Origin of the sequence: Vreelandella alkaliphila, from assembly GCF_016107625.1 — a bacterium.
GTDB lineage: Bacteria > Pseudomonadota > Gammaproteobacteria > Pseudomonadales > Halomonadaceae > Vreelandella > Vreelandella alkaliphila.
In genome coordinates this window covers 35,478-47,867 of the sequence record NZ_JABASV010000002.1, presented here as the reverse complement: position 1 = coordinate 47,867, position 12,390 = coordinate 35,478, and the positions used below count along the sequence as shown (strand labels likewise).

At 51.2% G+C, this 12,390-nt stretch carries 10 protein-coding genes; 6 read left to right on the top strand and 4 right to left on the bottom strand.

Features of this window, described 5'->3' with window-relative positions:
* Positions 1 to 35 precede the first annotated feature (35 nt).
* A complete protein-coding gene (locus tag JFC11_RS03375; RefSeq protein WP_198348727.1) occupies positions 36 to 710 on the top strand; it encodes a YiaD family glycine zipper/OmpA-like lipoprotein in 675 nt (224 codons plus the stop codon).
* Positions 711 to 804: 94 nt separating this feature from the next.
* Entirely contained in the window at positions 805 to 1,650 is an 846-nt protein-coding gene (locus JFC11_RS03370) for a 23S rRNA (adenine(2030)-N(6))-methyltransferase RlmJ (protein ID WP_198348726.1), read from the top strand.
* Positions 1,651 to 1,688: 38 nt separating this feature from the next.
* Here JFC11_RS03370 and mnmE read toward each other — a convergent pair whose 3' ends face one another.
* From mnmE to rpmH, 4 genes are all read right to left on the bottom strand, one after another.
* A complete protein-coding gene (gene mnmE, locus JFC11_RS03365; RefSeq protein WP_198348725.1) occupies positions 1,689 to 3,059 on the bottom strand; it encodes a tRNA uridine-5-carboxymethylaminomethyl(34) synthesis GTPase MnmE in 1,371 nt (456 codons plus the stop codon).
* 101 nt (positions 3,060 to 3,160) lie between these two features.
* On the bottom strand, positions 3,161 to 4,846 hold the full coding sequence (gene yidC / locus JFC11_RS03360) for a membrane protein insertase YidC (RefSeq protein ID WP_038479934.1): 1,686 nt from the start codon (positions 4,844 to 4,846) through the stop codon (positions 3,161 to 3,163).
* 115 nt (positions 4,847 to 4,961) lie between these two features.
* Positions 4,962 to 5,363 carry a ribonuclease P protein component gene (gene rnpA / locus JFC11_RS03355; RefSeq protein WP_084183640.1) on the bottom strand — a complete coding sequence of 134 codons (402 nt, stop codon included), beginning with the start codon at positions 5,361 to 5,363 and terminating at the stop codon, positions 4,962 to 4,964.
* A gap of 13 nt (positions 5,364 to 5,376) precedes the next feature.
* Complete coding sequence (gene rpmH / locus JFC11_RS03350; protein ID WP_009723348.1) at positions 5,377 to 5,511, bottom strand: 50S ribosomal protein L34; 135 nt, start codon at positions 5,509 to 5,511, stop codon at positions 5,377 to 5,379.
* A 534-nt stretch (positions 5,512 to 6,045) separates the two neighbouring features.
* Between rpmH and dnaA the strand changes: the two genes are divergently transcribed.
* From dnaA to gyrB, 4 genes are all read left to right on the top strand, one after another.
* Positions 6,046 to 7,512 (top strand): chromosomal replication initiator protein DnaA, encoded by a 1,467-nt coding sequence (dnaA, locus tag JFC11_RS03345; RefSeq protein WP_038479938.1) that lies wholly within the window; start codon positions 6,046 to 6,048, stop codon positions 7,510 to 7,512.
* A gap of 55 nt (positions 7,513 to 7,567) precedes the next feature.
* Positions 7,568 to 8,671: a DNA polymerase III subunit beta gene (gene dnaN, locus JFC11_RS03340; RefSeq protein WP_009723350.1), complete on the top strand. Its 1,104-nt coding sequence runs from the start codon at positions 7,568 to 7,570 to the stop codon at positions 8,669 to 8,671.
* Between the two features lie 105 nt (positions 8,672 to 8,776).
* Positions 8,777 to 9,880: a DNA replication/repair protein RecF gene (gene recF / locus JFC11_RS03335; RefSeq protein WP_198348724.1), complete on the top strand. Its 1,104-nt coding sequence runs from the start codon at positions 8,777 to 8,779 to the stop codon at positions 9,878 to 9,880.
* A gap of 39 nt (positions 9,881 to 9,919) precedes the next feature.
* Positions 9,920 to 12,340 (top strand): DNA topoisomerase (ATP-hydrolyzing) subunit B, encoded by a 2,421-nt coding sequence (gyrB, locus tag JFC11_RS03330; RefSeq protein ID WP_038479945.1) that lies wholly within the window; start codon positions 9,920 to 9,922, stop codon positions 12,338 to 12,340.
* Positions 12,341 to 12,390 lie beyond the last annotated feature (50 nt).

Sequence of the window (12,390 nt, the reverse complement as noted above, 5' to 3'; positions counted from 1 at the left end):
AAGCAATTACCCTGAAGATTATCAAGGAGTGAGTGATGCGTATTTCTCGACTACTGACCCCGCTGGCGGCAGCCATTTTGTTAGCTGGTTGTGCTACCTCGGACCCTTATGGCGGTCAGACGCAGCGCTCTAGCACTGCGATGGGATCTGGCATTGGCGCGGCCATTGGCGCTGCTGCCGGTGCGCTGTCTGGCGATGGCAGCACTAGCCGTCGTGATCGCGCATTGATTGGTGCGGCGGTAGGTGCTGCAGCGGGTGCCGGTATAGGCGTTTACATGGATCGTCAGGAGCAACAGCTGCGCCAAAATCTCCAGGGCTCGCGTATTGAGATTGATCGTCGCGGTGACGATATTGTGCTTAATATGCCCAGTGGCGTTACCTTTGGTTTCGACTCAGCTGACCTTACCAGCGAAGCACGTAACTCACTTAACCAAGTAGCGAATGTACTGACCCAGTATCAGGATACTCGCGTCAACATTGCTGGCCACACTGATAGCACCGGAGATGCAAATTATAACCAGCGTCTGTCTGAACGCCGTGCCCAGTCTGTGGGTAATTACCTTAGCCAAAATGGCGTATCCTCCGCTCGATTAAACACCATGGGATATGGGGCCAATCAGCCGGTTGCTAGCAATAATTCTGAACAAGGGCGGGCGCAAAACCGCCGTGTTGAAATCACCTTGAGTCCCATGGGAAATGGCCAGGGTTAACGCTAACAATTGATTAGCTAACCTCGGCATTGCCGATAAACGCCCGCTATGCTCACATAGCGGGCTTTTTTCGATTCTCTGTTAGCGAGCGACTATGCTGTCTTACCAACACGCTTACCATGCCGGTAACTTTGCCGATGTGCAGAAACATTTAACGCTTTACGCGGTGGTTGATTACTTATTACGTAAAAAAACAGCCATTACATATATAGATACTCATGCGGGACGAGGCCTCTATCCACTTAACACCAAAGAGACTCAGCGGCTTCAAGAATACCGTGAGGGCATTTGGCCGCTGTGGAAAGCGAGCGAGCAGCTAAGTGACCCTTTACTGAGTAGTTGGCTAACCACGTTGGCAACTGCCCAGCCCCATGCATCTGAGCTTACCCATTATCCTGGCTCACCTTGGTGGCTTTCTCAGCCGCTTCGTGAGCAAGATCGCCTGACGTTATTTGAGCTTCATCCAGGTGAGCATGAGCACTTAAGTACCCAATCGCTTTCCCCGCAGGCGCAGCGAATTTATGGAGATGGACTGGCAGGTTTGAGTGAGCTGGTACCGGTTGCAACACCGCGTTTGTGCGTATTGATTGACCCTAGCTACGAACGTAAAACGGAATATCTGGAGGTGGTTGATGCGGTGACTTATAGCCTGGCAAAAGCGCGACATGCGGTGCTCCTGGTGTGGTATCCATTGCTACCAGCAGGCAACCATCTCTCGCTGCTAAACGGCTTGAGGGAGAGCGGCATCCGTAAAATTTGGCGCAGCGAACTTCAACGGCATACGCCAAACGAGCAAAGCCATGGCATGTACGGTAGTGGAATGCTAGTGATTAACCCGCCCTGGGGATTAGATGAGCGTCTAGCGGCGGCGATGGAGCACATTACGCCGCTGCTAGGCTCGGAAAGTGACTATCGGTCAGAGTGGCTGGTAGGCGAATAGCTTGTTAGCCACTGTCTGTTATTGACCAAAGCAGATGATTATTTCCCAATACAAAAACTGCCAAAGATTTCGCCGAGCAGGTCGTCAGCGCTGAATTCACCGGTAATTTCGCCTAACGCCTGCTGAGCATCGCGCAAGTCTTCGGCCAGCAATTCCCCTGCACCGTAGCCATCTAGTTGGGCGCGTCCTGTTTCCAGCGCAATCATGGCGCGATCTAGGGCGTCTAAATGGCGACGGCGGGCTGAGAATCTCCCTTCAGTCGTCGCAGAAAACCCCATGATGTCCTTTAAATGGGTTTTTAAGTTATCCACACCCACGCCAGTTTTTGCGGATAGTCTGATCGTTGGTGGGGTTGTGGATAAATCAATGCCGGCTTGTTCGGCGCTGGTATCGATTTTATTTCGCACCAGTGTCAGGCGTGTTTGATCGGGGAGCCTGGCGACAAATTCCGGCCAAATAGTCATAGGATCGGTCGCATCAGTCGTTGAGGCATCTACCAATAACAGCACGCGGTCGGCTTTTTCGATCTCTTCCCAAGCACGGGCAACGCCGATTTTCTCTACGGCATCGGGGGTGTCGCGTAGCCCTGCGGTGTCGATAATATGCAGTGGCATGCCATCAATGTGAATATATTCCCTCAGCACGTCACGGGTGGTGCCGGCAATATCCGTGACAATGGCGGTATCTTGTTCGGTCAGTGCGTTGAGCAAGCTAGACTTACCGGCATTAGGTCGTCCAGCAATCACCACGCTCATTCCTTCGCGTAACAGTGCCCCTTGGCCTGCGGCTTTGCGAACCGCCGTCAGCGCTTGCTGAACGCTGTCTAAACGGTTGGCGACGTGGCCGTCGGCTAAAAAGTCGATTTCCTCCTCAGGGAAATCAATCGCCGCTTCGACGTATACCCGTAACTCAATGAGTCGCTCCACTAACGCCGAGATACGCTGGGAAAACTCGCCCTGTAGCGAACGTACGGCATTTTCGGCAGCGGAACGGGAAGTGGCGTCTATCAGGTCGGCAATGGCTTCGGCTTGGGCTAAATCCAACTTGTCGTTTAGAAAGGCACGCTCTGAAAACTCACCCGGGCGTGCTAGGCGTGCGCCAAGCTGTAGGCAGCGTTCAAGCAGCATATCCATAATGATTGGCCCGCCATGTCCTTGCAGTTCAAGCACGTCCTCACCGGTAAATGAGTGGGGCCCGTTGAACAGCAGGGCAATGCCTTCATCAATAACGCTTTCAGCGGCATAAAACGGGCCGTAGTGAGCGTAACGAGGGGAGGGGCAGTGGCCAAGTACTGCGGCAGCGATATCGCGGCAGGCAGGGCCTGAGACGCGAATAATGCCAACACCGCCGCGGCCAGGAGGAGTTGCCAGAGCGGTAATGGTGTCTTGGGTGTAAAGTCGATCGGCCATGGCGCTTCTCGTTGGTGTATGGCGAAGATTGTCGCGTTGTTCATCCTAAAACGCCAGACCCCCGCTAGGGCGGGGGTCTGGAGGTAGGAGAAGGGAGCGTGCTACTTGGTTCGCAACCCTTTGCCGACGTTTGGATCATTCTCAATATTACGCGTAATGAGGTACTGCTGCGCCACCGAGATGATGTTGTTGACGACCCAGTAGATAACCAGACCTGCTGGGAACCACAGGAAGAAGAAGGTGAAGATAATCGGCAGCATCTTCATAATCTTCGCCTGCATGGGATCGGGCGGTGTCGGGTTCAGCATTTGCTGAACGAACATCGAGATCCCCATCAGAATTGGCAAGATAAAGTACGGATCTTTCACCGACAGATCTTGAATCCAGAACATGAACGGCGCATGGCGCAGCTCAACAGACTCAAGCAGCATCCAATACAGCGCGATAAAGACCGGCATTTGCACCAGAATTGGTAAGCAGCCGCCCAGAGGATTGATCTTTTCCTTCTGGTAGAACTTCATCATCTCTTGAGACATTTTCTGGCGATCATCGCCATACATCTCTTTGAGACGCTGCATTTCCGGGCCAAGCTTACGCATACGCGCCATTGACTTGTAGGCTTTGGCGGATAGCGGGAACAGCACCAGTTTCACGAGTACGGTCAGCAGTACAATTGACCAGCCCCAGTTGCCAACGATGTCGTGGATCTTATCCAGTAACCAGAACAGCGGGTTAGCGATAAACCACAGCCAACCGTAATCTACGGTTAGGCGTAGGTTGGGAGCGACTTGTTCAAGATAGTCTTGAACCTTGGGCCCCATGTACAGCGTTGCGCTTAGCGTTGCCTCGCCGTCAGCGGCCACACTGCTCGTGGGGCCAGCAAACGCTACGACATTACGATCCCGTGAATCGGTAGTGACATAGTAGAGGTTTTGCTGATTTTGCGCCGGTGCCCAGGCAGATACGAAGTAGTGCTGGATCATCGCAATCCAGCCACCCTGCGCCTCACGATTTTCAAAGTTATGGCTTTGAATATCGTCGAAGTCGATTTTTTCGTACCGCGCGTCAGGGGTAGAGTAGGCTGCACCAAGATACGATTTCATACCCATAGAGACGCCACTTGAGGGGTCAGGGCTATTATCGCGCGCCAGTTGACCGATAAAGCGTGCGCTAATCGGTGACTCGGTGTTGTTGGCTAAATAGTAACTAACGTTGACAGCGTAGTCGCCGCGCTTAAACGTCAATCGCTTAATAACCTCAACGCCGTTAACTTCCGCTGTTAAATCAACACTTAGCTGCTCTTCATCGTTCCCTAAGCGGTACTCGGTACGCTCGGGCGTGAAGGCAATGCGGCTAGCCTGGCCGTCCAGTTGAAGACCCGAACGGGCGACGTAACTACGCGTTGAGTTATCAGAAAGCAACACGTAGTTACGATCTGAATCCTGCGTTAGCTTATGCTGCGGTAGAGCGGCGTACACGATATCGCCACCATATGGGTCAATACGTACGTCGAGAACGTCGGTCGTGACAGCAATAAAGTCTCGGCTAGACGAGTTACTTTCTGCTTCTCCAGGCATGCCTTCACTAATGGCATTTTGGGGAGCCGATGAACTAGGAACCGATAAATCATCACTGCCAACATTATTGGCGGATGAGCCGTTGCTGTTTTGGGTAATTTCAGGCGTCGAATCGACGCTTATTTGCCCATAATCCTGATTCCACTGTACAACCAATAGATAGGCAAGTACTGCCAGTGGAATCAGTAATAAAAGTCGTTTTACGTCCATGAGGGTTCTGCCCGATGGGTGGTGAACATGCTAATGGCGCAGTGTCATTTACTCGACCCATGACACACGAAAGCCTGCCAGGCGGCAGGCCGAGGTCGAGCGGCGAGGTGTGTCGTCAAGCGTCACGTGTTACGCCATTAGGCGGGAGTGGTACAGACACCGCCTGTGCGTCACGCTGAAGTCGTTTCCACATGCCATTTAGCTGGCGATTAAGCGTCTCGTTATCAATATCTTGAACACCACGCTTTGCCAGTATCACGATATCCACAGAGGGTAAGTGATCTTGGCGGAGGCGAACAGATTCTCTCACGAGTCGCTTAAAGCGGTTGCGATCAACAGCGAGCTTCACATTCTTTTTGCTGACCACCAGTCCAATGCGGGGATGTCCCCGGGTACTCAAACGCGCTAGCGCCATCATACCTTTGCCATGAACCTTCAGGTCTGCTTGTTCAAACACGTGACTAAAATCCCCGGCGTTTAGCAAACGTAAGCACCGGGGAAAGCCTTGATGCGGCACACGCAATCCGAGATCAGGCGCTCAGACGCTTGCGGCCTTTGGCGCGGCGGCGTGCGATAACGGCACGGCCGTTTTTGGTTGCCATACGAGCACGGAAGCCATGCGCGCGCTTGCGCTTGAGAACGCTGGGTTGAAAAGTGCGTTTCATAACTCGTTATTCCCACGTGGTTTAGGACGGAAAGTGAATTCCAAAAGACCCGGTCCAGTGAGGAACTAGCCGGGGAGTTTCAATTCAAGACCGGAAATTGTAGAGACTTCCCGCGTCAGGTGCAATTTTTCCTTGCATAAAAAGCGTTAAAAAGGCAATGGAGGCTCTTCGTACATCGCCATCGTGGCTTCTTGCCATGACACTACTATTACTAATGGAATTATTTAAAACCTATTGTTATTAATAGTGGGGATACTAATTGTGGATAAGCTATTTTAGCTTACTTTTATCAACAGCTTAAAAACATAAAAAATCTGTGCATAACCTTCGGATAAGCCTTAAATAAACTGTTAATTAGGTGTGTTCAACAGGGTATAGAAGACATCAAAACAGCTTTTTCCTTGATCCATTACCAGCTTTTCCCTATGCCTCATGAATAGTTGTCCACAGGGCAAAAAGAGGCGTTAGTGCGTGTGGATAACCGTCTCGTTGGGCGCTACAATGGTCGGCCGTTTTCAACCGATGGTGAGATGAGTGTCACTCGCGCTTTGGCAACAGTGCCTGGACTACCTGCAGGACGAACTGAATTCACAGCAGTTCAATACCTGGATACGTCCGCTGCAGGCAGAAGAAGGAGAGACCAATGAGCTGCGCTTGTTGGCGCCGAATCGCTTTGTGCGCGACTGGGTGAGTGATAAGTATTCAAAGCGTATCAGCGAGCTGATGCGAGAACTTGCGCCATCCAAGCCTCCCAAAGTCAGTTTGACGGTAGGTAGCCGCCGTGTGGCTGCTCCTGCCCCGCAGCCAAGAGATTTGGGTAATCCGGTCTCAGCATCTCCCTCAAGGCAAGCATCGCCTGCGGTTCATACGCCGCCAAGGGGAGACCTTGCTGATGAGCGAGAAATTGATCAACTGCGTGAAGAGTCACCGAATCGGCGAGGAAATGAGCGCCAGGTACAGGTTGAAGGCAGCCTAAAACATGGTAGTGGTCTTAATCCTAATTTTACCTTCGATACCTTTGTTGAAGGTAAATCGAACCAGCTCGCTCGTGCGGCATCCCGTCAGGTATCTGAAAATCCTGGCGGTGCCTATAACCCGCTGTTTTTATACGGTGGTGTTGGTTTAGGTAAAACACACTTGATGCACGCTGTCGGTAACGCCCTGGCTGGCCGCCGCGAAAATGCCCGTGTGGTGTATCTACACTCTGAACGCTTTGTCGCGGATATGGTAAAAGCACTGCAGTTAAATGCGATTAACGACTTCAAGCGCTTTTATCGCAGCGTTGATGCGCTACTTATTGATGATATTCAGTTTTTTGCTGGAAAAGAGCGTTCCCAGGAAGAGTTCTTCCATACCTTTAATGCGTTGTTAGAGGGTGGGCAGCAAATGATACTTACCTCTGATCGCTATCCAAAAGAGATTAGTGGTGTGGAGGAGCGTCTGAAATCGCGCTTTGGCTGGGGCCTGACAGTGGCTATTGAGCCGCCAGAGCTTGAAACCCGTGTAGCGATTTTGATGAAAAAGGCAGATCAGGCGAAAGTTGATCTTCCACACGACGCTGCCTTCTTTATTGCTCAGAAGATTCGCTCGAACGTCCGCGAGCTTGAAGGTGCGCTGAAAAAGGTGATTGCAGATTCGCATTTCATGGGGAAAACCATTACCCAGGACTTTATTCGCGAATCGCTTAAAGACCTGTTAGCGCTTCAAGATAAGCAGGTAGGGGTTGATAATATTCAGCGAACGGTTGCCGAATATTACAAAATTAAAGTTGCCGATCTGCTTTCTAAACGCCGCTCTCGTTCCGTCGCACGGCCGAGGCAAGTTGCTATGGCGCTAGCTAAAGAGCTGACAAATCACAGCTTGCCGGAAATAGGCGATGCCTTTGGTGGCCGTGATCACACGACCGTATTGCACGCTTGTCGTAAAGTAAAAGCGCTGCAAGAGGAAAATGCGGATATTCGTGAAGATTACAAGAATCTTCTTCGCCTGCTAACTAGTTAACCGTTATCGTTTGGGCCTGCATTGCGGGCCTTTCAGGATAGAAACCGGAGTACCGATGAAATTTACTATTTCCCGAGAGGCGTTGCTTCGCCCGCTGACTCTGGTGGCGGGCGTAGTCGAACGGCGCCAAACGCTACCAGTACTTTCTAATGTACTGATCCAAGTAGAAGGGGATCAGGTAGCATTAACCGGTACCGACCTAGAAGTAGAGCTAGTGGGCCGTACCGTGGCGAGCCAAGTTGATCAAGAGGGTGCTGCCACGGTTCCTGCTCGTAAGCTAATGGATATCTGTAAATCGTTGCCTGATCAATCTGAGATTCAGTTGGCGGTAGAAGAGGGGCGTGCCGTACTGCGCAGTGGTCGTTCGCGCTTTACGCTTTCGACGCTGCCCGTTGCAGAGTTTCCAAATATTGAAGATGCTGATGGTAGTCAGGAGCTTAGTGTGCCCAGAGGGACATTGAAGCACCTGATTGAGTCAACGTCTTTTGCAATGGCCCAGCAGGATGTTCGCTATTATCTGAACGGCATGCTGCTCGAAATTCAAAGTAATTTGTTGCGCACCGTTGCCACTGATGGGCACCGCTTGGCTATGTGCTCACGGCCTATCGATATTGTGGTTGACCAAGCGCAAAAGCTTATTGTGCCGCGTAAAGGCATCCTAGAGCTTTCCCGCTTGTTGGATGACAGCGATGAGCCGGTAAGTCTTACCTTGGGTTCAACCCATGTTCGCGCTCATACAGGCGACTTTACGTTTACCTCTAAGCTGATTGACGGCAAATTCCCTGACTACGAGCGTGTAGTGCCGCGCAATGGCGATAAAGTACTAATCGCTGAGCGTGCTGAATTGCGTCAGGTGCTTTCACGTACTGCTATTCTCTCGAATGAGAAATATCGTGGTGTGCGGCTGTACCTTGAGGAAAACAATCTTAAAGTAATGGCCAATAATCCTGAACAGGAAGAAGCCGAAGAGAATGTGGCCGTTGAGTATAATGGCGGAGCCATGGAAGTTGGCTTTAACGTAGGTTACTTAGTAGACGTGCTTTCGGTACTGGATGAGGATCGAGTGCAGATGACGCTGGCAGATCCCAACAGCAGTGCGCTGTTAGAAGAACCTGGCGGCGGTGATGCGCTTTATGTTGTTATGCCGATGCGGCTATAGCCCGCAATAGCTGGCTAATGAGGGCGGCGCTTCTGATGGCAGAAGCGCCGTTTTCGCGTTTTAAAGGATGGCAGGTTTTATGGTCTTATTTACTGGCAGTCGTTAATGAGTGTGTCTCGGTTAAATCTTCAGGGGCTGCGTAATTTAGCGCCAGTTGAGATGTGCCCTGCATCCCGTATTAATGTGATATACGGCGTTAACGGCAGTGGTAAAACAAGCCTGCTGGAAGGTATTCATATCTTAGGAATGGGGCGCTCTTTCCGGACTCGCCAGCTCAAACATGCTATACAGTCTGAGGCGCCCTATATGACGCTCTACGGCCGTTTGGCAGGAGACCCTGAGGTTACGCTTGGTGTGAGAAGAATGCGCGCACAGCGCGAGCTAGAGTTGCGTTTGCGTGGAGAGAAAGGCGTCCGCTTGGCCGAACTGGTTGAAGCTATGCCGTTGCAGCTAATAAATCCAGATGCCTTTCGCCTTCTCGAAGGATCGCCCGCAGGTCGCAGAGAGTTTTTGGATTGGGGAGTGTTTCACGTGAAACACTCCTTTCTCGACGCATGGAAGCGAACGCGTCGCGCGGTGAAACATCGGAATGCGCTCCTTAGGCGTGGTAGAATAGTCCCAAGCGAAATAGCGGTATGGGAGTATGAGTTAGCTACCTGGGGGGAGCAGATGGATGCACTCAGGCAAGCATGGTTCAACGAGTTCTTGCCGGTATTCGATGAAACCTTAAAGGAGCTGATCTCTCTACCCGATTTAACGCTGCGTTATGTAAGAGGCTGGGATAAGCAGCGCGCACTTGCGGAGGTTTTGCAGGATAGTCGTCAAGCGGATCAGCAAATGGGCTTTACCCAGCAGGGGCCGCAGCGAGCAGACTTGCGAATCAGAATAAACAAGCAGCCTGCTGTTGAAGTCCTTTCCAGAGGCCAGCAAAAGCTGGTGGTTAGTGCATTAAAGCTTGCCCAGGGGCGGCTTCTGGAAAGTACCACACAACGACACTGCATCTACTTAATCGACGATTTACCAGCGGAGCTAGATAGCACGCACCGAGGTCGGTTTTGCAATTTGCTTGAAAAGATGCAGTGTCAGGCATTTATTACAAGCGTCGAACCCTCCGCGCTTCGTGGTATATGGGAACCCTCAACAGATGCCGGGATGTTTCACGTGAAACAGTCCAGTCAAGGGTTAAGCCAATTACTGCCGGACGGGTAGGCGACACGGAACGAGACAGACTTCACGACGGAGTGGTCAATGAGCGAGCAGGCTTACGATTCATCAAGCATTAAGGTGCTCAAAGGGCTAGACGCAGTGCGCAAGCGCCCAGGCATGTATATCGGCGATACCGACGATGGCACCGGGCTGCACCATATGGTTTTCGAGCTGGTGGATAACTCCATCGATGAAGCTCTGGCAGGTCACTGTAGTGAAATTCGTGTGGTTATCCACCCGGATGAATCAGTAACGGTAAGTGATAATGGCCGTGGTGTTCCCACTGAGCTGCATGAAGGCGAAGGCGTCTCAGCCGCAGAAGTTATCATGACAGTGCTGCACGCTGGCGGTAAGTTTGATGATAATTCATACAAAGTGTCAGGCGGTCTACACGGTGTAGGGGTGTCGGTTGTTAACGCGCTTTCGGAAGAACTGCGGCTAACCATCTGGCGTCAAGGGGAAGTGTTTGAGCAGGTCTATCATCACGGTGTACCTCAAGCGCCACTAGGTGTTGTCGGTAAAACGGAAAAAAGTGGCACTCGTGTACATTTTCGTCCATCACCGAATACCTTTGCGAATATCGAATTTCACTACGATATTCTCGCCAAGCGCCTACGTGAACTTTCATTCTTGAACTCAGGCGTTGCTATTCGTTTAATGGATGAGCGTAGCGGCAAAGAGGAGCTGTTTCATTATGAAGGTGGTTTGAAGGCATTTGTCGATCACCTGAACAAAAATAAAACAGTTCTGAATCCCGTCTTTCATTTCAATGCAGTGCGAGAAGATGGCGTTGAAGTAGAAGTGGCGATGCAGTGGAGCGAGGCCTTCACTGAAAACATTTTTTGCTACACCAATAATATTCCTCAGCGAGATGGTGGAACCCACTTAGCGGGTTTTCGTGCCGCGCTTACGCGAACGCTTAACCACTATATCGAAGCTCAGGGGCTGTTGAAAAAATCCAAGGTCAATACGTCGGGCGACGATGCTCGTGAAGGCTTGACCGCTATTATCTCTGTTAAAGTTCCCGACCCTAAATTCTCGTCTCAAACCAAAGACAAGCTGGTTTCCAGCGAAGTTAAAACGGCGGTTGAGCAAGAAATGGGGCGGCTATTTGCTGACTATCTGATCGAGAAGCCTAACGAAGCTAAATCGATCGTTAACAAGATGCTAGATGCTGCACGGGCGCGAGAAGCCGCTCGTAAAGCACGGGATATGACTCGCCGTAAGGGTGCGCTCGATATCGCTGGGCTACCTGGAAAGCTTGCTGACTGCCAAGAGAAAGATCCAAGCCAATCAGAACTATATCTGGTGGAGGGTGACTCGGCTGGTGGCAGTGCTAAGCAGGGGCGTGATCGTCGTACCCAGGCAATTTTGCCGCTGAAAGGTAAGATACTAAACGTTGAGAAAGCGCGCTTCGATAAGATGCTGTCATCAGCAGAAGTCGGAACGCTGATTACAGCGTTAGGCTGTGGTATTGGTCGCGAAGAGTTTAATCCCGATAAGCTACGTTACCATTCAGTCATTATTATGACGGATGCCGACGTTGACGGTTCGCACATTCGCACGTTACTGCTAACGTTCTTTTTCCGTCAGATGCCTGAATTGATTGAGCGTGGTCACATCTTTATTGCTCAGCCCCCTCTTTATAAAATTAAGCGGGGTAAGCAAGAGCTCTACCTGAAAGATGAACAGGCAATGACCGACTACCTGACCACCACTGCATTAGATGGGGCTGGGTTATATGTCAATGCTGATGCGCCTGGTATCGCTGGTTCGCAGCTAGAAGCATTGGTTACTCAATACCGAAATGTGATGAAGCGGATTGACCGCCTTGCGCGGGTATATCCTATCGCAGTGCTCAAGCAAGCTGTACATGCAACGGCGCTTCAAGGCGAAGTTAGTCTTAAAGACCGTGTCACCATGGAAAATTGGATTGCTGAGCTACAGAAAGCAATGGATGACATGGTGGCCTATGAAGGCGGACCGCGTTACCAGTTCTATCTGCATGAAGATAGCGAGCGCGGTTTGCACTTGCCAGCGGTGTCTTTGATTGCCCACGGCGTTACAACTGAGTATGTGTGGGGACTGGACTTCTTTGAGAGTACTGATTATCGAGCCATTACGGGCCTCGGTGAGACGTTGAACGGGTTGCTTGAAGAAGGTGCTTACATTGCCCGTGGTGAGCGTCAGAAGCCAGTCACACACTTCTCTGAAGTGCTGGCTTGGTTGATGCAAGAGGGGCAGCGTGGGCTCTCTTTCCAGCGCTATAAAGGACTGGGGGAAATGAACCCCGATCAGCTGTGGGAAACCACCATGGATCCCGACAGCCGTCGTATGCTGCGAGTAACCATTGAAGATGCGGTTGCTGCCGATATGATGTTCAACACGTTAATGGGGGATGAAGTTGAGCCTCGCCGTGATTTTATCGAGACGAATGCGCTAGTTGCTAATCTTGATGTCTGATGTGTTTATCAGCGTGTGTTTCACGTGAAACAGTGCGATAGGCACTAATA

Coding starts and splice junctions, on each gene's coding strand:
- rpmH (WP_009723348.1), bottom strand. CDS start 5,511: ATGAAACGCACTTTTCAACCCAGCGTTCTCAAGCGCAAGCGCGCGCAT.
- recF (WP_198348724.1), top strand. CDS start 8,777: ATGAGTGTGTCTCGGTTAAATCTTCAGGGGCTGCGTAATTTAGCGCCA.
- JFC11_RS03370 (WP_198348726.1), top strand. CDS start 805: ATGCTGTCTTACCAACACGCTTACCATGCCGGTAACTTTGCCGATGTG.
- gyrB (WP_038479945.1), top strand. CDS start 9,920: ATGAGCGAGCAGGCTTACGATTCATCAAGCATTAAGGTGCTCAAAGGG.
- dnaN (WP_009723350.1), top strand. CDS start 7,568: ATGAAATTTACTATTTCCCGAGAGGCGTTGCTTCGCCCGCTGACTCTG.
- yidC (WP_038479934.1), bottom strand. CDS start 4,846: ATGGACGTAAAACGACTTTTATTACTGATTCCACTGGCAGTACTTGCC.
- mnmE (WP_198348725.1), bottom strand. CDS start 3,059: ATGGCCGATCGACTTTACACCCAAGACACCATTACCGCTCTGGCAACT.
- JFC11_RS03375 (WP_198348727.1), top strand. CDS start 36: ATGCGTATTTCTCGACTACTGACCCCGCTGGCGGCAGCCATTTTGTTA.